Origin of the sequence: Allobosea rubneri, assembly GCF_032464875.1 — a bacterium.
Taxonomy (GTDB): Bacteria; Pseudomonadota; Alphaproteobacteria; order Rhizobiales; family Beijerinckiaceae; genus Allobosea; species Allobosea rubneri.
Window position 1 is genome coordinate 29,366 of sequence record NZ_JAWDID010000032.1, and the last position, 22,511, is coordinate 51,876.

At 66.7% G+C, this 22,511-nt stretch carries 24 protein-coding genes; 5 read left to right on the plus strand and 19 right to left on the minus strand.

Annotated elements, in window-relative coordinates; all coding sequences use genetic code 11:
- Nucleotides 1-51 precede the first annotated feature (51 nt).
- From RKE40_RS19135 to RKE40_RS19150, 4 genes are all read right to left on the minus strand, one after another.
- Complete coding sequence (locus RKE40_RS19135) at nt 52-1,551, minus strand: type II and III secretion system protein family protein (protein WP_316019814.1); 1,500 nt, start codon at nt 1,549-1,551, stop codon at nt 52-54.
- Nucleotides 1,548-2,318: a Flp pilus assembly protein CpaB gene (gene cpaB / locus RKE40_RS19140; RefSeq protein ID WP_316019815.1), complete on the minus strand. Its 771-nt coding sequence runs from the start codon at nt 2,316-2,318 to the stop codon at nt 1,548-1,550. The genes RKE40_RS19135 and cpaB overlap by 4 nt, the downstream gene beginning before the upstream one ends.
- A 126-nt stretch (nt 2,319-2,444) precedes the next feature.
- Entirely contained in the window at nt 2,445-2,957 is a 513-nt protein-coding gene (locus tag RKE40_RS19145; RefSeq protein ID WP_316019816.1) for an A24 family peptidase, read from the minus strand.
- Between the two features lie 199 nt (nt 2,958-3,156).
- A complete protein-coding gene (locus RKE40_RS19150; RefSeq protein ID WP_316019817.1) occupies nt 3,157-3,327 on the minus strand; it encodes a Flp family type IVb pilin in 171 nt (56 codons plus the stop codon).
- 426 nt (nt 3,328-3,753) lie between these two features.
- On the opposite strand from RKE40_RS19150, the gene RKE40_RS19155 reads away from it, so the two are divergent.
- Nucleotides 3,754-4,257 (plus strand): pilus assembly protein N-terminal domain-containing protein, encoded by a 504-nt coding sequence (locus RKE40_RS19155; protein ID WP_316019846.1) that lies wholly within the window; start codon nt 3,754-3,756, stop codon nt 4,255-4,257.
- 237 nt (nt 4,258-4,494) lie between these two features.
- On the opposite strand, the gene RKE40_RS19160 is transcribed toward RKE40_RS19155, so the two are convergent.
- From RKE40_RS19160 to RKE40_RS19195, 8 genes are all read right to left on the minus strand, one after another.
- On the minus strand, nt 4,495-5,994 hold the full coding sequence (locus RKE40_RS19160) for a phosphohexomutase domain-containing protein (protein WP_316019818.1): 1,500 nt from the start codon (nt 5,992-5,994) through the stop codon (nt 4,495-4,497).
- A gap of 156 nt (nt 5,995-6,150) precedes the next feature.
- Nucleotides 6,151-6,675, minus strand: a complete 525-nt coding sequence (locus RKE40_RS19165; protein WP_316019819.1) for a retropepsin-like aspartic protease family protein — start codon at nt 6,673-6,675, stop codon at nt 6,151-6,153.
- A 141-nt stretch (nt 6,676-6,816) separates the two neighbouring features.
- Nucleotides 6,817-7,725, minus strand: a complete 909-nt coding sequence (locus RKE40_RS19170) for a ribokinase (protein WP_316019820.1) — start codon at nt 7,723-7,725, stop codon at nt 6,817-6,819.
- On the minus strand, nt 7,722-8,618 hold the full coding sequence (locus RKE40_RS19175) for a 2-dehydro-3-deoxygalactonokinase (protein ID WP_316019821.1): 897 nt from the start codon (nt 8,616-8,618) through the stop codon (nt 7,722-7,724). The genes RKE40_RS19170 and RKE40_RS19175 overlap by 4 nt, the downstream gene beginning before the upstream one ends.
- A gap of 172 nt (nt 8,619-8,790) precedes the next feature.
- The gene (gene pcaG / locus RKE40_RS19180) at nt 8,791-9,372 is read right to left on the minus strand and encodes a protocatechuate 3,4-dioxygenase subunit alpha (protein ID WP_316019822.1); all 582 of its coding nucleotides are present in this window, start codon (nt 9,370-9,372) and stop codon (nt 8,791-8,793) included.
- On the minus strand, nt 9,362-10,072 hold the full coding sequence (gene pcaH / locus RKE40_RS19185; RefSeq protein ID WP_316019823.1) for a protocatechuate 3,4-dioxygenase subunit beta: 711 nt from the start codon (nt 10,070-10,072) through the stop codon (nt 9,362-9,364). The genes pcaG and pcaH overlap by 11 nt, the downstream gene beginning before the upstream one ends.
- On the minus strand, nt 10,069-10,839 hold the full coding sequence (locus tag RKE40_RS19190; RefSeq protein ID WP_316019824.1) for a CoA-transferase subunit beta: 771 nt from the start codon (nt 10,837-10,839) through the stop codon (nt 10,069-10,071). Before RKE40_RS19190 ends, pcaH begins: the two co-directional genes overlap by 4 nt.
- 5 nt (nt 10,840-10,844) lie before the next feature.
- Nucleotides 10,845-11,705: a CoA transferase subunit A gene (locus tag RKE40_RS19195; protein ID WP_316019825.1), complete on the minus strand. Its 861-nt coding sequence runs from the start codon at nt 11,703-11,705 to the stop codon at nt 10,845-10,847.
- A 120-nt stretch (nt 11,706-11,825) separates the two neighbouring features.
- Between RKE40_RS19195 and RKE40_RS19200 the strand changes: the two genes are divergently transcribed.
- Complete coding sequence (locus RKE40_RS19200) at nt 11,826-12,563, plus strand: IclR family transcriptional regulator domain-containing protein (RefSeq protein WP_316019826.1); 738 nt, start codon at nt 11,826-11,828, stop codon at nt 12,561-12,563.
- Nucleotides 12,564-12,576: 13 nt separating this feature from the next.
- On the plus strand, nt 12,577-13,461 hold the full coding sequence (locus tag RKE40_RS19205) for an aldose epimerase family protein (protein ID WP_316019827.1): 885 nt from the start codon (nt 12,577-12,579) through the stop codon (nt 13,459-13,461).
- Between the two features lie 9 nt (nt 13,462-13,470).
- Here RKE40_RS19205 and RKE40_RS19210 read toward each other — a convergent pair whose 3' ends face one another.
- Nucleotides 13,471-14,157 carry a L,D-transpeptidase gene (locus tag RKE40_RS19210; protein WP_316019828.1) on the minus strand — a complete coding sequence of 229 codons (687 nt, stop codon included), beginning with the start codon at nt 14,155-14,157 and terminating at the stop codon, nt 13,471-13,473.
- A 214-nt stretch (nt 14,158-14,371) separates the two neighbouring features.
- On the opposite strand from RKE40_RS19210, the gene RKE40_RS19215 reads away from it, so the two are divergent.
- Nucleotides 14,372-15,124: a sulfite exporter TauE/SafE family protein gene (locus RKE40_RS19215; RefSeq protein ID WP_316019829.1), complete on the plus strand. Its 753-nt coding sequence runs from the start codon at nt 14,372-14,374 to the stop codon at nt 15,122-15,124.
- Nucleotides 15,125-15,136: 12 nt separating this feature from the next.
- On the opposite strand, the gene RKE40_RS19220 is transcribed toward RKE40_RS19215, so the two are convergent.
- The 5 genes from RKE40_RS19220 to ugpB form a co-directional block, all read right to left on the minus strand.
- Nucleotides 15,137-16,216, minus strand: a complete 1,080-nt coding sequence (locus RKE40_RS19220) for a sn-glycerol-3-phosphate import ATP-binding protein UgpC (protein ID WP_316019830.1) — start codon at nt 16,214-16,216, stop codon at nt 15,137-15,139.
- Between the two features lie 7 nt (nt 16,217-16,223).
- The gene (gene ugpE, locus RKE40_RS19225) at nt 16,224-17,072 is read right to left on the minus strand and encodes a sn-glycerol-3-phosphate ABC transporter permease UgpE (protein ID WP_316019831.1); all 849 of its coding nucleotides are present in this window, start codon (nt 17,070-17,072) and stop codon (nt 16,224-16,226) included.
- Nucleotides 17,072-17,830 (minus strand): creatininase family protein, encoded by a 759-nt coding sequence (locus RKE40_RS19230; protein WP_316019832.1) that lies wholly within the window; start codon nt 17,828-17,830, stop codon nt 17,072-17,074. The genes ugpE and RKE40_RS19230 overlap by 1 nt, the downstream gene beginning before the upstream one ends.
- A 139-nt stretch (nt 17,831-17,969) precedes the next feature.
- Nucleotides 17,970-18,851 carry a sn-glycerol-3-phosphate ABC transporter permease UgpA gene (gene ugpA / locus RKE40_RS19235; protein ID WP_316019833.1) on the minus strand — a complete coding sequence of 294 codons (882 nt, stop codon included), beginning with the start codon at nt 18,849-18,851 and terminating at the stop codon, nt 17,970-17,972.
- A 60-nt stretch (nt 18,852-18,911) separates the two neighbouring features.
- A complete protein-coding gene (gene ugpB, locus RKE40_RS19240; protein ID WP_390893455.1) occupies nt 18,912-20,228 on the minus strand; it encodes a sn-glycerol-3-phosphate ABC transporter substrate-binding protein UgpB in 1,317 nt (438 codons plus the stop codon).
- Nucleotides 20,229-20,437: 209 nt separating this feature from the next.
- On the opposite strand from ugpB, the gene RKE40_RS19245 reads away from it, so the two are divergent.
- The gene (locus tag RKE40_RS19245; protein ID WP_316019847.1) at nt 20,438-21,616 is read left to right on the plus strand and encodes a fumarylacetoacetate hydrolase family protein; all 1,179 of its coding nucleotides are present in this window, start codon (nt 20,438-20,440) and stop codon (nt 21,614-21,616) included.
- Between the two features lie 216 nt (nt 21,617-21,832).
- Here RKE40_RS19245 and RKE40_RS19250 read toward each other — a convergent pair whose 3' ends face one another.
- Nucleotides 21,833-22,444 carry an NAD(P)-dependent oxidoreductase gene (locus RKE40_RS19250; RefSeq protein ID WP_316019835.1) on the minus strand — a complete coding sequence of 204 codons (612 nt, stop codon included), beginning with the start codon at nt 22,442-22,444 and terminating at the stop codon, nt 21,833-21,835.
- Between the last annotated feature and the right edge of the window lie 67 nt (nt 22,445-22,511).

Sequence of the window (22,511 nt, forward strand, 5' to 3'; positions counted from 1 at the left end):
TGTCATATGTCGTCACGCTCGCCATCCCTTGCAGATGCATGCCCGCAGCGCTCAATCGACTATGAAGCCGACGCGGCCGCGATAGGCCTGGGGAACGGGCCCGCCGCTGGTCGTTCCGTAGATCTTGTTGAGACGTCCCATCAGAATCGTCTGGGCGTCGTGCGCTTCGACGAAACCGTCATCCGGCCGGTTGAGCTGGCCGGGGTCGATCGGCTTCACGATGTAGGGGGTCACCGCGATCATCAGCTCGGTCTCCTCACGCTGATAGTCGCGCGAGCGGAACAGCGTGCCGATGATCGGAATGTTCATCAGGCCCGGCAGACCGTTGATCGACTGCCGCGAGATGCGCTGGATCAGGCCCGCGGTCGCCAGTGTACCACCCGAAGGCAGCTCGACCGTGGTGTCCGACTTGCGGACGCGAAAAGCCGGCGCATTGAGATTGTCGTTGAGGCGGATCTGATTCTCGAAGTCGAGCTCGGTGACTTCGGTGGCGATCCGCATCGAGATCCGACCCTCCGACATCACGATCGGCGTGAAGTTCAGGGACACGCCGACCGGCTTGTACTGCAGCTGGATGATGCAGTTGGTGTTGCGGCGGGTGAGCTGGTCGGTATCGCAGTTCACACCCGTCGGCGTCGGCATCTCGCCGCCAGCCATGAACTTGGCGCTTTCACCGGAGATGGCGGTCACAGTCGGCTCCGCCAGCACCCTGGAGAGGCCGGCCCGCTCGAGCGCGCGCAGCGTAAAGTTGGTCGAGTTGCCGAGGCCGGCGCCGATCGCGGTGGCCGAGAGCGCCTGCGGCTGCAGCGGGAACGGGTTGTCGATCGAAGGCGTGATGCTGAACTTGCCGAGCTTCCATTCGCCGGTCGAGTTGATGCCGAGCTGCTTGATCGCCTTGCGCGAGACCTCGGAGACCACGACCTTGACCATGACCTGGTCGCGGCCGCGAATGGTCAGCGAGTTGATCACCGCGCCCTTGTTCGTGGTCTGGATCAGCCCGCCGGTGGTCGCGTTGCCGACGAAGGCGCTCGCTATGTCCACGGCCTGCGTCGCCTCGGAGGCGTTGGCGACGGTGCCGACCAGCAGGATCGAGTTGCCGGCTGGCTTCACCTGAATCTGTGCCTGCGGCATGGCCGAACGAAGGGTCTGGCGCAGCACGTTGAGATCACGGCCAACCTCGATCTCGAGCGCGGTGATCTGCCTGCCTTCGGCATCCATCACGAACATCGAGGTCTGGCCATCGGCCATGCCGATGATGAAGAGCTTGCGGGCCGAGCGCACGACGGCGTTGGCGACCTTGGGATTGGCGACGAACACTTCCTTGGCGTCGCGCGGCAATTCGACGATCAGCGAACGGCCGATCGAGAGATCGAGCTTGCGCGAGATCGCGTGCTCGCTCGCGCCGACATTAAGCACCGGCGCGGCGCCGGTGGCCTGGGCCAGGGCCGGCGCGCCGGCTGTCAGCACGGCGAGCGGCAGCAAGGCAAGACCGAGGCGCCGCCGCATGGCGGGGCGGCGGAAGGTGCGCAAGGCGTTCACGGCGGGGATCATGGCTTCACGCCCTTACTGGTCACGCCGTAGCGCACGAGGGTCATTCCGCCCTCACTGGCCGGCGCATTCTGGTCGCCGGCATCCTGAAGGCTGCGCAGCACCAGCGTGAGAGAGCTGGTCTTCTGCGCCAGGGTCACGATGTCGACCTGGCTCGGGTCGAGCTCGAGGGTGGCGGTTTCGCCGATCACGACCTTGTCGCCATTCTTGTCCTGGACGTTCTGGCCGATCGCCAGCACGCGGACATTGACCAGGATGGCCTCGCTGAACGGCGGCGAGCCGTCCTTGCTGTTGTCGTCGCGCGTGGTGCTGATCACGTCGACGCGGTCATTGGGCAGGACGAAACCGCCGGCGGTGTTGGCGCCGCGGCTGTCCGTGGTGATGGCGACGGCGCGCTTGCCGGGCGGCAGGATCGCGGACAGGAAGCCGCCTGCATCGGTACGGATGAGTTTCTCGCGGCGGATCGGCTCGGAGCCGAAGAGCTGCGCCCGCGCAACCTGGCCGACGAACTCGGCCTCGCCCTCGGGAGCATCCTCGCGGCGAATCACGCCGGTGGGAAGGCTGGCCAGCGGCCAGGAAATCCAGCGCAGATCGCTGGCGGCGAGCCGGTTGCCGACAGGGATATCGGCCGCCGCAATCAGCACCTCCGTGGTCGGTGCGGGCTCGTATTTCACTGCGGGGGTGTTCTTGGAGGGCCGGCTGATCAGCAGCGCAGCACCCAGTCCGGAGACCAGGGCGATTGCGAGAATGATGATTCTGGCGGCACTCATGGCTGACGATCCTCAGCCAGCACGAACTGGCCCTTGGCCGGATCGTGCTGTTGGAATCGTCAACTTATGGTTAACTGAACGTATCTTTTTGCTGCGATCGCCTAGTCCTGGCGCGTTTTGCGGAGTTCAGAGCCCGATCGCCGCCCGCCAGATCGCAGTTTGCGGCAGAACGGCAAGCGCACCGAACGCCAGCGCCACGCCATAGGGTACGCCCTGCTGGACGCCATGCAGCCGCTTGGCCCAGGCCCAGTTCTCCGCCGGGCCCGGAAGAGGCGCCTGGCGCAACTGGTGCAGCAGGAGGGTCAGCACGCCCCCGGCGATCGCCGTCACCATCAGATAGGGCAGGAGTGGCTCGAAGCCGAACCAGAGCGCCGTCGCGGCGACAAGCTTCGCGTCGCCGCCCCCGACCCAACCGACCGCGAAAAGAGCGATGCCGACGAGGAGCACGATGACCCCGGCCGCCAGATGCCAGCCGATCTGGCTCCAGCTGAGGCCGAGGCTGATGGCGCAGATCGCGAAGGCCGCGACCAACAGCAGGCAGAGGCGGTTCGAGATCGTCATCGTGACGATGTCGCTGGCCGCCGCATAGGCCATGGCAGCGGGGAAGACGACGAGGATGGCGATCAGCGGCAGCGACATGTTTCGTCTCCCGGACTTTCAGCGCAGCAAGCATGGGCTGCGACGCCTCACCAAAGCCTTACGGAAAAGCCGGAAACCGGCTGGCTGGCGAGGAACCATGGCGGGCAAGCGCCGCCCTCTAAAAACAGGAACGCCCCGGTGGAGCCGGGGCGTTCGAAGCACTCGCCCAGAAGGCGATACGGGACCGTCCGGTCGCCGATCAGGCGCCGCCGAGGGCAGTCGCGATACGGCCCAGAATGCCGTTGAGGGCCGAGCCGACCAGGTTCATGCCGGCGATGGCGACAACGGCGATCAGGGCGGCGATCAGGCCGTACTCGATGGCGGTCGCGCCGGACTCGTTCTTGGCGAAGCGAGCGAAAAGCTTGGTCATGGTAGTCTCCTTTTGCACCACGGTTTGACTGCTGCCTTGCTCTGGATCGGCTTCGGTCAGCGACAATTGCGAAGCTACACGGACCGCATTGCTGATCAGTTAAAGCGACTCAAGAATTCGGAGAATTGCGCATGTGTTTCTTGGATGGTTAACACGATCCTATCTCAATTCAGAAGTTAACTATGCGTATATATATTGATACAATTTTACGAACTACAGTATTTGTCCCCATCCTCGAAAGCTGACGACTTTCATTTCCCCCTCGACCGAGCGCCAGACTACCCAATTTCGACGCACTACCCAAAGCCTTGGCGTCCGAACCGTGCCTCTCTGCATCGGCCAGATCGCCATCTTAGGGATTGGTTCATCATTTTCGGCTTTGCTCGGCCTGTTGGAAATCTTGGGGCGCCAGCTATGTTGATTGCGATGACCGCCTCGCGGCTTGTTCTCATCGCCGCCATCGCGGCCAGCGCGCCCGTCTGGTCCTCGGCAATCGCTCAGACACGCCCGGCACCGGCGCCCGCTCCGGCCTCCGCAGCGAGCCACCAGGAGTCGGTGGTCGTGACCGTCGATCACGCCAAGGTGGTGCGCCTGCCCGAAAGGGCGCAAACCGTGATCGTCGGCAACCCCGCAATCGCCGACGTCTCCGTCCAGCGAAACGGCGTGATGGTCGTCACCGGCAAGAGTTTCGGGGTGACCAACCTGATCGCGCTCGACGGCAGCGGCACGCTGCTGGCGGAGTCCTTCGTACGGGTACAGGCCGCCAGCGATTCGATGCTGACCGTGCAGCGCGGCCTGGAGCGTGAAAGCTATTCCTGCACGCCCGTCTGCCAGCCGGCGGCGCAGCTCGGCGACGTCAAGCGCTTCTTCGACGAGGTCGGCGGGCAGAACAAGGCCCGCAACACCGCCGCGACGGGCGATCGGCGCTAACCAAGCGGCCTGCGCGGCCAGACGCAACTGTGCGATCTGCATGCATGTCGAGGCGTTGATTCTAGAGCTGAGCTGGCACTGGGCAGCTCAAGCTGGGGTAAGCGGCCTGTCGGCCGGGCAAGCCCGGCCGGATCAGTCCTTATTGCGCAGCACCGAAGCGCGCGCTCCAAAAGTACGGGATGGCGAGGTCAGACGGAGCCGCGCCAGGCCATGCCCGCGCGGCTCCGTCGCTTCCGCTCAGATCGTCTGGTTGTAGGCGCCGACTTCCGGGTTCTCACGGAGCACGCCGTCGATCGCCTTGAACATCTCGCGCATGCGGGCTTCCGAGACCGGGCTCTCGCAGACCACGACCAGCTCCGGCTTGTTCGAGGAGGCGCGGATCAGGCCCCAGGTACCGTCCTCGTTGACGACGCGGACACCGTTGACGGTGATGACGTCGACGATCTTCTGACCGGCGATCTTCTCGCCCGCCGCCTGCATCGCCTGGATCCGCTGGGTGATCTTGTCGCTGACGCCGTATTTGATCTCGTCGGCGCATTTGGCGGCCATGGTCGGCGTGCCCCAGGTCTTGGGCACGGCAGCGTAGAGTTCGGCCATCGACTTGCCGGGGTTGCGGTCGAGCATGTCGATCACCGCGATGGCGGTGACGACGCCGTCGTCATAGCCGCGGCCGACCGGCGCGTTGAAGAAGAAGTGGCCGGACTTCTCGAAGCCGGCGAGCGCGTTGAGATCACGGACCCGGCGCTTGATGTAGGAGTGGCCGGTCTTCCAGTAATCGGTCTTGACGCCGAGCTTCTGCAGTTCCGGATCGGTAGAGAACAGGCCGGTCGACTTGACGTCGACGACGAACTGCGCGCCCGGGTTGAGCTTGCCGAGATCGCGGGCCAGCATCACGCCGATCTTGTCGGCAAAAATCTCCTCGCCATGATTGTCGACGACGCCGCAGCGGTCGCCGTCACCGTCGAAGCCGAGCGCGACATCGGCGCCGTGCTGCTTCACGGCGTCGGCCATGGCGTGCAGCATCTTCATGTCTTCGGGGTTCGGATTGTAGCGCGGGAAAGTGTGGTCGAGCTCGGCATCCATCGGAATGACTTCGCAGCCGAGCGCTTCCAGGATCTGCGGCGCGAAGGCGCCGGCGGTGCCGTTGCCGCAGGCAGCGATGACCTTGAGCTTGCGCTTGATCTTCGGGCGATTGGTCAGATCGGCGATGTAGCGCGCCGGAAAATCGGGGACGAACTGATAGGAGCCGCCGCCGGGCAGGTCGAAATCGCCGGCGAGCACGATGTCGCGCAACTGCCCCATCTCGTCGGGGCCGAAGGTGACCGGGCGCTGGGCGCCCATCTTGATGCCGGTCCAGCCATTGTCGTTATGCGAGGCGGTGACCATGGCGACGCAGGGCACGTCGAGCTCGAACTGAGCGAAATAGGCCATCGGCGACATGGCGAGGCCGATGTCGTGAACCTTGCAGCCGGCCGCCATCAGGCCGGTGACCAGCGCCATCTTGATCGAGGAGGAGTAGCTGCGGAAGTCGTGCGCGGTGACGATCTCGGGCTTGACGCCCATGCGCCGGATCAGCGTGCCCAGCCCCATGCCGACGGCCTGCACGCCCATCAGGTTGAGCTCTTTCCCGAAGAACCAGCGCGCATCGTATTCGCGGAAGCCGGTCGGCTTCACCATCGGCAGCGATTCATAGTCGAAGGTGTTCGGGAAGAGCTCGGGCAGGGGCTTCGGAAACATCGGGCCATCCATCTTCGAGGAGAGCGGGCCAGGCAGAGCCCGCAGGAGACATGCTGAGCGGAAAGGCCACAGGCTACATGAACGGAGCCTGAGCATGAGAGGGCAAGGACGCAAGGCCGGCATAGCCCATCGGAATGGCGATGGGAACGGAAAGCCTCAACCGCGCAGGACCATCCTTCCGCCCTGGACCTCATAGCCGGAAAGCTTGCGCAGGAAGGAGGTGCCGAGCAGGCTCACGCCGAGTACGCCCGCGGGCAGCACCACGGCGTCGACGTCGCGAACGAGAATGTCGCCGAGCCGAATCTCGCGCAGACGTATCCGCGCGCCCCTGACCACGCCATTGGCGGTGCCAAGGGAGTAATTATAGGCCGAGCGATCCGGCTTCACGCCCAGCGCCCGTGCATCGGAGTCGATCAGCGCGACGACGCTCGCACCGGTATCGACCATCATCCTGACCCGATAATTGTCGATCGAAGGGTGCACAATGTACTGGCCGCGATCATCGGCGCTGATCGTCAGGGAACGACGCTCCCCCAGGTTCCCAGCGGGGCGCTCCGGGCGGGCGACAGCGAGAGCCGCCTCCTCCTTGGTATCCAAGGCGAGATTGTTCGCATGGTTGAGTGCCAGCAGGCCGGTGATGCCGGCTATGCCCAGGGACCAGACGATCGGCCGCGGCGCCATCCAACGTCCTTTCACGCGTTTCCGCTGCGAGATAGCCGCGCCGAGTGCTGACGAAGCGTGAATCGGAAGCCGAACCCAGCGAGATCCGCCTGGGTGCCCTGTCGGCAGGCTTAACGCCTGCTCAAACCGATCACGCAAAATCTACAGGAAGCTCTGCCCGACCAGTGCCTCGATCGCCTCGCGGCGGGGCACGCTCGGCTGCGCGCCGGCGACGGTGCAGGCAAGCGAGCCGGCGGCGAGGCCGCGCTGCAGCGCGCCCGAAAAGCCGAACCCTGCCTGCAGCGCCGCGGCGAAGGCGCCGACGAAACTGTCACCGGCGGCAACGGTATCGACCACCGCGACCCGAGGCGCCTCGAGCCCGCGGCGCACGCCGCCATGCCAGCCGACCGCGCCCTCGGCGCCGAGCGTGACGATGCAGGCGATGCCGCGCTCGGCATCGAGCCGCTGGGCGATTGCATCCGGCTCTATCTCCGCCCAACCGAGGCCCTGCGCGAGCAGCGCCGCCTCGTGCTCGTTGGCGATCAGGATATCGGTCAGCCCGAGCAGTTCCGGAACCGGCACGCCGGCCGGGGCGAGGTTGAGGATCACGCGACCGCCGGCCGCGCGCATGGCCTTCGCCGCGCTCAGGCACTGCTCTTCCGGCACCTCGCGCTGAAGCAGCAGCAGATCGCCCTCGCCGAGACCCATCGCCGCCAGCGCATCGGCGCTGGCCTCGGCATTGGCCCCGGCGGCGACGACGATCTGGTTCTGGCCCTGAGCATCGACCGCGATGAAGGCCGCGCCGGTCGGCGCGGCGACGCGAGCGAGACGGGTCAGGTCGACGCCATCGGCGGCCAGCAATTCCACTGCGAGCTCGGCGAATGCGTCGCGACCGACGGCACCGACGAGCACGACCGGGGCACCGGCCCGGCGCGCCGCCAGCGCCTGGTTGGCGCCCTTGCCGCCGGGATGAAGGGCATAGCCGGGACCGAGCACGGTTTCGCCGGCACCGGGCAGGCGTTCGACCGGTGTCACCAGATCGAGGTTGAGCGATCCGAAGACGACGATCACGCCGGCAGATCCGCAGCGAGGCGCGCCACACCGGCAACGAAGGCGGCTTCCGGCGTGACGAGCTGATGGTCGAGACCGGCGGCCGCGAGCGCGCGGCCATAGCTCTGGGCGAGCACGCCGTCGGCGACGAGATGCAGGTTCTCGAGGCCGCCGAACATGGCGCGCGCTGCCGCGATCTCCTGCGCGACCAGCAGCGAGGACAGATAGGGGCCGACCGCGCCTCCGCTCATCCGCCCGGCCAGCACTTCGGAGCGGGCGGCGAAGGCGGCATTGAGCAGTCCGCCCGGCCGCGCGGCAGCGGCAATACCGCGACGCGCGCCTTCGGCGGCATCCTCGCCGGCCGGCTCTTCCGCCAGACGCGACAGGATCGAATGCTCGCGCAGGAGGCCGTAGACCTCGCCGGTCATGAAGCTGGCGAAGCGGGTGATGCGGCCGCCCTCGACCTTGGCCCATTTCGAATGCGTCCCCGGCAGGCACGCGATGCCGTCGCTGAGGCCGAGCCCGACAACCAGCGTCTCCTCGCCGCGCATCACGTCGAAGGCGCCCTCGTCGCAGGAGAGGCCGGGCAGCACGGTCGCGGCCGTGCCGTCGTCGAGCGTGACGCGCAGGCCGGCGGCGGCGATCTCGGCCGGGCTCGCCGGGCAGGCGACATAGGGCGCCTCGATCCAGCCATTGCGGCTGCCGACCATGCCTGCGAGCAGGATGGCAGCCTCCGGATTGGCCCGGCGCAGGTCGCCGGCGATCGCCTCGAAAGCGGCGGGAAAGCCGCCGGCCGGAACCGACTGGATGCCGCGATCTGCGGTGCGCTTGTCGAGCACCGTGCCGTCCTCGCCGATCAGGAAGGCGCGGGCGCGGGTCGTGCCCCAGTCGAGCGCGATCAGGGGATTGGGCATGGCAGGCTCCGGCGTGCCCCCCGGCCGCTCAGGAGGTGGGCGGGGGTTAGGGCGAATGACCGGGTCAGCGATGCCTCAAGCGGAGCGTGGGATCAATCGCGATCCGCATGCGCCGAGGCACGTGCCCGTCATTTCGCTCCCAGCCCTCGCCATGAGAACAGCGGCGCGCCGATCAGACGTCGAAGAAGACCGTCTCACCCTCGCCCTGCAGCCGGACATCGAAGCGGTAGACGCCATCGGCGCCGCGCTTCGCGATCAGCGTAGCGCGCCGTTCCTTCGGCACCAGGGCCAACACCGGATCCCCGACATTGCCGGGCTCGCCGTCGAAATAAACCCGCGTCGCGAGTCTGATGAGCAGGCCGCGCGCGAAGACCGAGACGGTGAGATGCGGCGCCTGCATCGCGCCGTTCGGACCCGGCAGGGCGCCGGGGCGCACAGTCTCGATGAAATAGGCGCCCTCGGCACTGGTCTCGGCTCGGCCGAAGCCGGTGAAGCCGGCATTGCCGGCGGCGTTGAAGCGTCCCTCGGCATCGGCCTGCCAGGTCTCGAGCATGGCGTCGCCAACCGGGACGCCGTCACCGTCATAGACGGTGCCCTCGATGCGGATGCGCTCGCCGGCGACGCCCTCGGTCGCGACCTGCTCGGTGGCGAGCTCCTTGCCGCCATAGGCGCGCGGCGTCAGGGCATAGGCGAAGAACGGCCCGATCGTCTGGGACGGTGTGAGTTCGAGCGGAACCTTCGGATCAGTGCTCATGCGGCTCCTCCGTCGGCGTCATCTCGCGGCCGCGCAGCACGATGTCGAACTGGTAGCCGAGCGCCCATTCAGGCTCGGTTGTGTCGAGGTCGAAGCGCGAGATTAGACGCTCGCGAGCCCTAGCGTCGGTGATCGACTGGAAGATCGGATCGAACGGAAAGAGCGGATCGCCCGGGAAATACATCTGGGTGATGACGCGCGACAGGAAGCTCGGCCCGAACAGCGAGAAATGGATATGGGCCGGGCGCCAGGCATTGTGGTGGTTGCGCCAGGGATAGGCACCGGGCTTGATCGTGACGAAGCGATAGCGCCCTTCAGCATCGGTCAGGGCCCGGCCGGCGCCGGTGAAGTTCGGGTCGAGCGGCGCCGGATGCTGATCCTTGACGTGGACATAGCGGCCGCCGGCATTGGCCTGCCAGATCTCGATCAGCGTGTGCGGCACGGGCCGGCCACCCTCGTCGAGCACGCGGCCAGTGACGATGATGCGCTCGCCGAGCGGCTCGCCGGCGTGCTGGCGGGTGAGATCGGAATCGCCCTCGGCGACCGCGCTGTGGCCGAAGACCGGTCCGCTGGTCTCCGACAGCGTGTGCGGCAGCAGGATCAGCGGCTGCGAGGGCGCCCGCTTCAGCGTGCTCCGATACTCCGGCGCGTTGTTGAGCGGATGGGCTTTCAGCCCGGTGCGGGGAAAGATCAGGCTCATGCCGCCACTCCATGGGCTTGCCGGGTGCGCGCATGCAGGCCGCGCAGCACCTCGAGTTCCTGGTCGCTCGGCGCCGGGGTCTCGGTGAGATCGGCGGCGAAGCGCAAGGGCCAGCCGCAGCCGGCCTGGACCTGCTCGCGGGTCACGCCGGGGTGCAGCGAGATCACGCTGAGCTCGGCGCTCTCCGGATCCGGCGCCATGACGCAGAGATCGGTGATCACCCGGGTCGGCCCCATGGTCCTGAGGCCGAGCTTCTCGCGGTCGCCCTTGCCGGTGCCGTGGCCGAAGGAGGTGATGAAGGGCAGCTTCTCGACGAAGGCGCGCGAGCCCATCGCCATGGTGATGAAGATCTGCCCGCAATTGCTGGCGATCTCCGGCGCGCCGCCGCCGCCCGGGAGGCGGACCTTGGGGGCGGCGTAATCGCCGACCACGGTGGTGTTGAGATTGGCGAAGCGGTCGATCTGGGCACCGCCGAGGAAACCGATGGTGATGCGCCCACCCTGCAGCCAATAGCGGAACATCTCCGGCACCGGCACGGTGGTCAGCGCGGTGTCGCAGAGCTCGCCGTCGCCGATCGAGAGCGGCAGCACGCTCGGCCGCGTCGAGAGCGTGCCGGATTCATAGATCAGCGTGATGCCGGGCGCATGGGTCAGCCGGGCGAGATTGCAGGCGGCCGAAGGCGCGCCGATGCCGACGAAGCAGACATCGTCATTGCCCAGGAGCCGCGCCGCGGCGATGGTCATCATCTCCGAAGGGGTGTGACTCATCCCGCTCACTCCGCCGCCTGACGCTGGGGCCGGGCGTATTGCGCGAACGCATCAGGGCCCTTTTCCAGGACGTTCGCCTTGATCCATGACAAAAAGCTGTCGCGCTCGCGCGCGATCTTGTCCCAGCCGATGTAGAACTCGTTGGCGCGCTTGTAGTAGCCATGCGCATAGGACGGGTAGGCGCCGCCCGGGACATGGGCGATGGCAGTGACCGTCCAGGCCGGCAGGATCACCGCATTGGCATTGCGCGGCCCGAAATCCTCGACGATCTCCTCGACCGTGACGAGCGAGCGCTTGGCCGCCAGGACCGCCTCCTTCTGCACGCCGACAATGCCCTCGAGCAGGACATTGCCCTCGCGGTCGGCCCGCAGCGCGTGGATCACCGCCGCATCGGGCCGCAGCGCCGGCACGGTCGCCAACACCTCGCCGGTATAGGGACAGGTCACCGAGCGGATGTTCGGGTTGACCTTGGGCAGGTCGACGCCCTTGTAGCCGCGGAAGACCGCGAAGGGCAGGTTGGCGGCGCCGGCCTCATAAGCGTTGGCCATGGCGGCGTGGCTATGCTCCTCGATCTCCAAGCGATGCGGCCAGCCATTCTCGATCGCGTCGCGCAGGCGGTGCAGCGAGCCGACGCCAGGATTACCGCCCCAGGAGAAGACGAGCTTTTCAGCGCAGCCCATGCCGATCATCTGGTCATAGATCAGGTCGGGCGTCATCCGGATCAGCGTCAGGCGCTTGCGGCCCTGGCGGATCGCCTCATGGCCGGCGGCATGCGGGATCAGATGGGTGAAGCCCTCCATCGAGACCGAGTCGCCGTCGCGCAGCACCTCCTCGATCCCCTCCTGAAGGGAGACGAATTTCGCCACCTTGACATCTCCTCCGAATTTGTGCGTTAATCGCACATCGTTTTCATTTTCGAACTTTACGGACAGGCCTTGGCAGGGTCAAGCAGCGCAGCGGGGCGCCCGCCGCCCTCGCCCGACCATATGGCCGCCCTCGAAAAGGGGCTGGCGGTGATCGAGTGCTTCGATGCCGGCCATGACCGGTTGACCATCGCCGATGTCGCCCGTGCCACCGATCTCTCCCGCGCCGCCGCCCGGCGCTGCCTGCTGACGCTCACGAGCATCGGCTATGCCGAATTCGACGGAAAGTTCTTCCGCCTGACGCCGCGGGTGCTACGGCTCGGCTATGCGTGGCTGTCCTCGACGGCGCTGCCCAAGCTCGTCCAGCCATTCCTGGAGCGGCTTTCGGAAGAGACCCACGAATCCTCCTCGGCCAGCCTGCTCGACGGGCACGAGATCGTCTACATCGCCCGCTCGGCCCAGCGCCGGATCATGTCGGTCGGGCTCTCGGTCGGCTCCCGGCTGCCGGCCTTCTGTACCTCGATGGGCCGCGTGCTGCTGGCCGCGCTCGATCCGGAAGAGGCGCGAGTGCGCATCCTCGCCGGCAAGCCAGCGGCGCTGACACCGCATACGGTGACCGAAATCGAGCCGCTGATGGCGAAGCTTGCCGAGGTCCGGGTCCAGGGCCATGCGATCGTCGATCAGGAGCTCGAGCTCGGCCTGGTCTCGCTCGCCATGCCGCTGGTCAATGGCCGTGGCCAGGTCGCCGCCGCCTTCAACCTCTCGGTCCAGTCCCAGCGCGTCGCCGGCGACGAGATCGAGACCAATCTGCTGCCGCGCATGCGCGCGATGCAGAAGCTGCTGCAGCCCCTGATCGCCTGAACGGAGCCACCCCATGCTCGCCCTCGCTGCCGGCCCCTATGCCGCCCGGATCTCGCCCGCGCATGGCGGCATCGTCGCCGCGCTGGAATGGCGCGGCTCCGATGGCCGCTCGCACCGGCTGCTGCACGCGCCGGAGGGGCTCGCGCCCTGGACAAACGCACCGAACAAGTTCGGCTGCTGGGCGATGCTGCCCTTCGCCAACCGCGCCTTCGACAGCCGCGTCGACGATGGCGAAATCCGCTTTACCGTGCCGGCTAACGATCCTTCCGGGACGATCCACGGCTTCGGCTGGCAGGCGGCCTGGGAGGTGGAAAGGCAGGATATCAGCCATACCGTTCTGGTCCACCGCCGTAGTGCCGGTCCCGACCCCTATCGCTACCTGGCAAGGCAGGACATCCGCCTCGACGAGGCCGGTATGACCATCGCGCTTTCACTCACCAACGAGTCGGACACGGCCCTACCCTTCGGCATGGGGTTGCACCCCTGGTTTCCCTGCGCGGCCGATACGCGGCTCGGTATGACCGCGACCGGCGCACTGATCTTCGGCGAGAAGTTCCGCGCCACCGGCACGCAGGCGCTGGAAGCCGGCGGGCCTTATGCCGGCAAACCAGTCTTCGCGACCGGAACGGAGACGGCCTGGAGCTTCCTCGGCTGGGATGGCACGGCGCGGATCGAGACACCCTCCGCCGGGCTTGCGATCACGATCAGCGCGAGCGAGAGCCTGCGCTGCCCTGTGGTCTGGGCACCGGCCGGCGCCGATTTCCTCTGCGTCGAGCCCCAGAGCCACGCCGCGGGCGCGCCGAGCGAGGCCGTGGTCCGTGCCGCCTCGCCGCTCAAACGACTGGAGCCGGGCGAGACGCTCGAAGGCTGGATGCGGATCTCGGCCGAGGCGCTCTAACCGGAGATCTCAGCGCCAGCCGGAGCCGCCATAGCCCGAGCCGCCATAATAGGGCTGATAGCCATAGGCGCCCGGCGGCAGGGCCGGCCGCAGCAGGATCTGCTCGCGCGCCTCGCCCCAGCCCGGGGCATTACGCTGCCTCGCGGCGAATTGCGCCTTCTCGGCCTTGATCTTCTTGGCCTGGACGATCTGGGTCTTGCTGCTCTTCAGCTTGGCCTTGGCGACCTTGCTGCCGCCTGAGGCGCTGGCGAAGCGCGAATAGTTGTCGGTCGCGGCACCGTTGAGCGCGATGCGGGTCGCGCCGGCACCGTGCTTCTTGACCAGCGCGAAGAGCTTGGCGGCATTGGCCGGGTGGAGGCGGATGCAGCCATGTGAGGCCGGCCGGCCGAGCGCGCCGACCGCCGTCGTGCCATGGATGGCGTAGCCGCCGCGGAAGAAGACCGAATGGGGCATCGCGCCGCCATATTTGCGCGAGTACCAGCTGCGCTCGAGCCGGGTCGGACGATAGACGCCGTTCGGCGAGCGGAAACCCTTGCGGCCGGAGGAGATCGCCCAGTTGTGGACCTCGCCATCGCTGGTCGTAACGGTCATCCTCTGGGCGGCGATGTCGATGCGAACGTTGACCCCAGCCTGCGCGGGGCTGAGGCTGAAAAGCACGGCGAAGACGAAGGCCATAAGGCCGAAGAAGCGGGACATGACGCTACTCCCGAATGACGCTACCTGAGACGGCTCTCTGCTTGCCGCGCCGGGCGGGTCGAACGACCTCATGCGGGCAGCTCCGGCCTTGACGTGAGGGAAGGCCTTGCGGCGGCGCTTGTAAAGCGCAAATCGACGGAATGGTTTCCGCAGGCCGCGTTGCCGAAGCAGGCAGGCGATGCCACAAGGGCAGCCTCGCCTGGAATCTCCCACCATGCTCCCGACGCTGCTTCCGACCGGCCTCTCGCCGGCCATCGCGTTCCTGCTGATCGCAATCAGCTTCCTGACCTCGGCCTTCACCGCGGCCTTCGGCATTGGCGGCGGAGTCGCGATGCTCGGCGCGCTCGCAGGAGCGGTGCCGCCCGGCGTGGTGATCGCGGTGCACGGCCTCGTCCAGTTCGGCTCCAATGTCGGCCGGACGATCGTGCAGCGGGCGCATACGCTTTGGCCGCTGGTGGCGCGCTTCACCGCCGGGTCGGTCATCGGCGTGGTGATCGGTGCCTATGTCGTAATCGCCCTGCCGGAGCGAATCCTGCTCGGCGTGCTCGGCAGCTTCATCCTGGCGATGACCTGGGTGCCGAAGCCGCGGATTCCCGGCCTCGCCTCCTCGGGGCTGGTGATCGGCGGAGCGCTCGCCAGCATCGTCAGCATGTTCGTCGGCGCCGTCGGCCCCTTCGTGCAGGCGCTGCTGCTGCCGCTCGGCCTGGAGAAGCGCCAGCTTGTCGCGACCCATGCCGCCTGCCAGACCTTCCAGCATCTGCTCAAGGTCTTCGCCTTCGGCGCCCTCGGCTTCGCCTTCACCGACTGGGTGCCGCTGATCGCGGCGATGATCGCCTCGGGCTTCGCCGGCACGATCGCCGGTACCAAGCTGCTCGACCGGCTGCCCGAGCGCTGGTTCCTGATCACCGTGAAGGCAGCGCTGACCCTGGTCGGCCTCGACCTCTTGCGCCGCGCCGCCGGATACTGAGCGAAAAAGGCGTCAGGCCCGGCCGAGCCGCAAGCCGGTGGCGGCGTCGAAGACATGGACGCGGTCGGGATCGACGGTGATCCAGAGCCGGCCCGGCTGCGCCGCGACTTCGCCCGTCCCGGCCTGCATGACGAAGCCATGCTCGGCGAGGCGCCCGTGGAAGAGCTGGGTCGCGCCGAGCTCCTCGACGAAATCGACGTCGAAGGGCAGGGAGCCGGCGGCGCCTTCCGAGGCGATCTCGACATCCTCGGGCCGCAAGCCGACCTCGACCGCCGTGCCGGCCGGCAGATCCTCGCGCAGGTCGCGGGCCTGCAGGATCGCCTCGCCGAGCGCGACGATGCCGGGGCCGTCGACCTTGCCGGGCAGGAGGTTCATCGGCGGCGAGCCGATGAAGGTCGCGACGAACCGGCTCGCCGGCTTGCGATAGACCTCCGAGGGCACGCCAATCTGCTCGACTTGGCCGCCATTCATCACGACGAGCTTGTCGGAGAGCGTCATCGCCTCGACCTGGTCATGGGTGACGTAGATCGAGGTGACGCCCAGCGCCCGCTGCAGCTTCTTGATCTCGACGCGCATCTGGACGCGGAGCTTGGCATCGAGATTGGAGAGCGGCTCGTCGAACAGGAAGACCTGCGGCTTGCGCACGATGGCGCGGCCCATGGCGACGCGCTGGCGCTGGCCGCCGGAGAGCTGGCGCGGCCGGCGCTGCAGGAAGGGCTCGATGGCGAGGATGCGGGCCGCCTCGGCGACGCGCTTCTCGATCTCGTCCTTGGGCGTGCCGCGATTGCGCAGGCCATAGGCCATGTTGTCGTAGACGCTCATATGCGGATAGAGCGCGTAGTTCTGGAAGACCATGGCGATGTCGCGGTCCGCCGGCTCGACCTGGTTGACGACGCGCTCGCCGATCGCGACCTCACCGGCCGAGATCGTCTCCAGCCCGGCGACCATGCGCAGAAGGGTCGACTTGCCGCAGCCGGAGGGGCCGACGAGGACGCAGAAGCCGCCATCGGGGATGTCGAAGGAGACGCCCTTCACCGCCTCGACGCCGCCGGCATAGACCTTCTTAACGTTGCTGAGCGTGACCTGAGCCATTGGCGGCTTACTTCTCGGTTTCCACGAGGCCCTTCACGAAGAGCCTCTGCATGGCGATGACGACGAAGACCGGGGGCAGCATGGCCAGCATGGCGGTGGCCATGGCGAGCTGCCATTCGGTCAGGGCGTCGGAGGTGACGATCATCTTGCGGATGCCGATGACGATGGTCTGCATCGAATCCTTGGTGGTGACCAGAAGCGGCCAGAGATACTGGTTCCAGCCATAGATGAACTGGATGACGAACAGCGCCGCAATGGTGGTGAGCGAGAGCGGCCAGACCGTGTCCTTGAAGAACTTGAACGGACCGGCGCCATCGATCTTCGAGGCTTCGAGGAGTTCGTCGGGGATGGTCATGAAGAACTGCCGGAACAGCAGCGTGCCGGTCGCCGAGGCGATCAGCGGCACGGCGAGGCCCTGATAGCTGTCGAGCATGCGCAGATCGGAGACGACCTTGAAGGTCGGGAAGATGCGGACCTCGACGGGCAGCATCAGCGTGACGAAGATGATCCAGAAGGCCGCCATCCGGAACGGGAAGCGGTAATAGACGATCGCATAGGCCGAGAGCACGGAGATGAAGATCTTGCCCAGCGCGATCGTCATCGCCATCACGAAGGAGTTGAACATCATCCCGATCACCGGCTCACGGGTCGTTCCGGAGGTGCCGACGAAGAGGATGCGGTAGTAGTTCTCGAAGAAATGCGGGCCGGGATAGAGCGGCAACTGCCCGTTGATGATGGTGGCGTTGTCCCAGGTCGAGGCGACGAAGGTCAGCCAGACCGGGAAGGCGACGATCAGCACGCCGATCGTCAGGATCGTATAGGCGATCGCATCGCCCAGGCGGCGGTCCTCGACCATCAGGCATGGTCTCCACGCTCGCGCAGCAGACGCGCCAGCGCGTCCGCCGCCGCATCCAGGAAGGCGCGGCCCTTCTCGGGCGTTGCCTTGCGGGCATCGCCGATCACGCCGGTCTCGGTCATCTCGCGGAAGGGCCGATAGCGCGCCACTGTCGGGCGCATCAGCGCCGCCGGGTCGGCGTCGCGCATGCCGAAGGCCTCGGGCAGCCGGTCGTTGCGGACGAGATCGGGCGCAATCGCCATCATCATCGCGCTTTCGACCTCGCAGGCGTGCATCACGCTGGTCTGGTCTTCCATGAACGGCGCCATCTCCTGCTGCGCCAGCAGGAAATAGGTCGTCGCCCGGATCGAGAGCGAGGTCTCGCGGGCGAAATCCGGCAGGAAGGCCGAGAGCGCGGCGATGTTGCCGCCATGGCCGTTGACGATGACGACGCGGTGGAAGCCATGCCGCTCCAGGCTCTTCAGCAGCGAGAGCAGCACGGCGCGATAGGTCGGGATGTCGAAGGTGAAGGTGCCGCCGAAGGCCATGTGGTGCTCGGCCATGCCGCACCAGAGCGTCGGCGCCACCACGACCTCGAGATCCGCGGCGCGCTCGGCCGCGAGCTTGCAGACGGCGCCGCAGAGCACGGTGTCGACGCCGACGGCGAGATGCGGCCCATGCTGCTCCATCGAGGCGACGGGGAGCACGACGACGGCATCGTTCGCCGCCTTGGCCCGCAATTCCTCGGCGGTGAGTTCCTGCCAGAGCACGGACGCCATCAGCGCGCGCCTCCGCTCGTCCAGCCGTCATGCTCGCCCTTGTGGCGAGCATCCACGTCTTGAACACGGCCTTCGACCACAAAAGGCGTGGATGGTCGGGACAAGCCCGACCATGACGGGAGGGTGAGCTCGGAGGCCATCAGTAGTTCACCTTGCGCTCGATGAAGCGGAACTGGAAGGCGGTCATGGCGATCACCATGATCAGCAGCACGACCGACTGCGCCGCCGAGCCGCCGAGATCGGAGCCGCCCTTGCCGTCGGAGAAGACCTTGTAGACCAGGGTGGTGGTGGCGCCCGAGGGCCCGCCGCCGGTCACGGTGTCGATGATGCCGAAGGTGTCGAAGAAGACGTAGACGAGGTTGACGACCAGCAGGAAGAAGGTCGTCGGCGAAAGCAGCGGGAAGATGATCGTCCAGAAGCGGCGCATCGGCCGGGCCCCGTCGATCACTGCCGCCTCGATCACGCTCTTCGGGATCGACTGCAGGCCGGCGAGGAAGAACAGGAAATTGTAGCTGATCTGCTTCCAGGTCGCCGCCATGATCACCAGCGTCATCGCGTCGGTGCCGTCGAGCTTGGGATTCCAGGCGATGCCGAGGCTGCGCAGGCCGCGCGCCAGCATGCCGAGCGAAGGATCGAACATGAAGATCCAGAGCACGCCGGCAATGGCGGGCGCGACTGCATAAGGCCAGATCAGAAGCGTCTTGTAGATCTCGGCGCCGCGGATCGCCCGGTCGGCCATCACCGCAAAGAGCAAGGCAATCGACAGCGAGAGCGCCGCGACGAAGACCGAGAAGATCGCGGTGTTGACCAGCGCCTTGTAGTACTCCGGGCTGGAGAAGAGCTGGCGATAATTCTCGAACCAGACGAATTCGGTCGAAATGCCGAAGGCGTCCTGCAGTAGGAAGCTCTGCCAGACCGCCTGGCTCGCCGGCCAGTAGAAGAAGACGAGCGTGATCGCGAGCTGCGGCAAGAGCAGAAGCAGCGGGATCGTCAGGCCCTTGAAGTGCGCGTATTTCTGCATCGGCCGCCCTGGCAGGAAGAAGAAGGCCGGGACGGGCGTCCCGGCCTCCGGTCAGCGGCCTTACTTGGCCGTGCGCTCGAACTGGCGCAGCATCTGGTTGCCACGCTCAGCCGCGGCATCGAGCGCCGCCTGCGGCGACTTCTGGCCGTTCAGCGCCGCCTCCAGCTCCTCGGACCAGATATCGCGGATCTGGACGAGGCTGCCATAGCGCAGGCCCTTCGAGTTGTCGGTCGGCTCCTTGTTGTTGAGCTCGAGGATCGGTGTCTCGAGATAGGGCTTGTCCTTGTAGAAGCCCGAAGCCTTGACCTTCTCATAGGCGGCCTTGGTGATCGGCAGATAACCGGACTCGGTGTGCAGCTTCACCTGGCGGTCGACATTCGACAGGAAGGTGAAGAACTTGGCGACGCCCTTGTATTCATCAGCCTTCTTGCCGCCCATCACCCAGAGCGAGGCGCCGCCGATGATCGAGTTCTGCGGGGCGCCGGCGGCCTCCGGATAATACGGCATCGGCGCGTTGGCCCAGTCGAACTTGGCGTTCGCCTTGACGTTGCCGAAGAAGCCCGAGGAGGTCAGCATGATCGGGCACTCGCCCGAAGTGAAACGGCCCTCGCCGGTGTTGGTGCGGCCGGAATAATCGTAGGTCTTGTCCTTCTGCAGCTCGACCAGATTGGTCCAGTGCTTCAGGAACATCGGGTCCTTGTTGAAGGTCAAGACGGCATCGAAGCCCTCCATGCCGTTGACCTTGGTCGAGAGCGGGATGTTGTGCCAGGCGCCGAACTGCTCGATGTTCGCCCAGGTCGCCCAGGCATTGGTGAAGCCGCACTTGTCGAAGCCGGCGGCCTTGAGCTTCTTGCCGGCCTCGAAGACTTCCGGCCAGGTCTTGGGCGGCGCGTCGGGGTTGAGGCCCGCCTTCTTGAAGGCGTCCTTGTTGTACCACATCACCATGCTCGACGAGTTGAACGGCATGGAGAGCATCTCGCCCTTCGGGGTCGAGTAATAGCCGGTGATCGCCGGCAGATAGGCCTTGGGATCGAAGGCCTCGCCGGCGTCCTTCATCAGCTCGTGCACGGGCTTCACGGCGCCCTTGGCCGACATCATCGTGCCGGTGCCGACCTCGAAGACCTGCAGGATGTGCGGGGCGTTGCCGGCGCGGAAGGCGGCGATGCCGGCGTTCAGCGTGTCGGGATAGGAGCCCTTATAGGCGACGACGACCTTGTAGTCCTTCTGCGAGGCGTTGAACTCCTCGGCGAGCTTGACGACCACGTCGTTGTTGGCGCCGGTCAGCGCGTGCCACCACTGGATCTCGGTCTGGGCCAGGGCCGGCGAGGCCGCGGCCATCGCGAAGGCAGCCACCGAAGCAAGCGTCGTCAGTTTCACGGTCATGGCATTCTCCCTTCCCGCCCTGCAAAGGAAGCAGGCGGCTCTTGTCGTTGGTGCGCAAGCTAGCATGAAGCCGGGGCGACGTTTCAATGACAAAACGATGACATTGCCCCCTTGCGATGGAAGCAGCGCCGGGCACTTGCACAATCCTGCGGAAGCGGCTGTTCTGCCCGGCCTGAAAGCCTGCCCGAATGGACCCGATCACGATGCCGACGCTCTCGCTCACGCCCGCCAACACCCTGCCGGCCGATGCCGCCCGCGCCGCCCTGGCCGGACGTGTCTGGCGCCCTGAGCTCGGCGGCCCCTCCGTCGTCGTCCTACGCGGCGACGACCTCGTCGATATCAGCTCGGCCTTCGCAACGATGCGCGATCTCTGCGAGAGCAAGGATCCGGCGGCGGCGCTCGCCGCGGCGAAGGGCGAGCGCGTCGGCAGCCTCGCCGAGATCCTCGCCAACACGCCGGCCGAGGGCCGGGACACGAGCAAGCCCTGGCTGCTGACGCCGGTCGATCTGCAGGCGGTCAAGGCCGCCGGCGTCACCTTCGCGATCTCGATGCTGGAGCGCGTGATCGAGGAGAAGGCGCGCGGCAACCCGGCCGCCGCGGCGGCGATCCGCACCGAGATCGGCAAGCTGATCGGCGACGACCTCTCCAAGCTGAAGCCCGGCTCGGCCGAGGCGATGCGCCTGAAGGAGGTGCTGATCGCCCAGAACGCCTGGAGCCAGTATCTCGAAGTCGGCATCGGCCCCGATGCCGAAATCTTCACCAAGGGCCAGCCGCTTTCGGCGGTCGGCACCGGCGCCGATGCCGGGCTGCATCCGACCTCGACCTGGAACAATCCCGAGCCCGAGATCGTGCTGATCGTCGCCTCGGACGGCCGGATCGTCGGCGCCAGCCTCGGCAACGACGTCAATCTGCGGGATGTCGAGGGCCGCTCGGCCCTGCTGCTCGGCAAGGCCAAGGACAACAACGCGGCGGCGACGATTGGCCCGTTCATCCGCTTCTTCGATGCCGGCTTCTCGCTCGACCATGTCCGCAAGACGACGGTGACCCTGACCGTCGAGGGCGAGGACGGCTTCAAGCTCGAAGGCTCGTCCTCGATCGCCAAGATCAGCCGCGACCCGGCCGACCTCGCCGCGCAGATGCTCAACCCGCACCACCACTATCCTGACGGCGCGGCGCTCTATCTCGGCACGATGTTCGCGCCGATCCAGGATCGCGACGCGCCGGGCGGCGGCTTCACCCATAAATACGGCGACGTCGTCACCATCGCCGCGCCCGAGCTCGGCGCGCTGATCAACCGGATGCGCCGCACCGACGAGTGCGAGCCCTGGCGCTTCGGCGCCTCGCATCTGATGCGCAGCCTCGCCAAGCGCGGGCTGCTCTGAGTCGAGAGGGGTCGCTCTCGGAAGAAGCGAGACATCCCGGACAAGTCGCTTCAGCGGCGCCGATCCGGGATCCATTCCTGAACCGTTCCGGCATGGATCCCGGGTCTCCCGGAGACTGCCGTCGGGCCGACCGGAGGTCGGACCCGATGGGTCACCCGGGACGACCCGGCCGCTTCGATCAGCTCCGATAAGCCCCGACCGAGACCAGAGCTGCGCTCAGTAGCCGACGGTGAAGCGCTGGCGCGAATGCGCCGGCTTTTCCAGCTCGTCGACCAGCGCGATCGCATAATCCTCGGCCGAGATCGCGCTGTTGCCGTTCGCGTCGACGAGGAGCTGATCCTTGCCGAGGCGGAATTTCCCGGTGCGCTCACCGGGCTGGATCAGCGCCGAAGGCGAGAGGAAGGTCCAGTCGAGCGCCGTCTCGGCCTTCAGCAGGTCGAGGAAGGCACCGCCCTTCCTGGCTTCGTCGAGATAGATTGCCGGGAACTCCTTGGTGTCGAACAGCTTCACGCCGGGCGCGACTTCGAGGCTCCCGGCACCGCCGACCACGAGATAGCGCGTCACGCCGGACTGCTTGACGGCCGCCAGCAGCGTCGCAGCATCGCTCGCCGAAAAATGCACCGCACTGATCACCGCATCATGGCCGGCGAGGAGGGCGGAAAGGCCGTCGCGGTCGAAGACATCGCCCTTGCGGGCGCTGATGCCGGCGCCGGCCGGAACCTTCTCGGGATTGCGGACGATGGCGGTGACCTTATGGCCTCGGCGTGTCAGTTCGGTGAGCAGGCGCGAGCCGATGAAGCCGGTTGCGCCGATCAAAGCGATATTCATGTCGATCTCCTGGTATCCATTGGGAACCTGCATCCCGATAGACACCAGATGGCGCCTGTGCGATTTT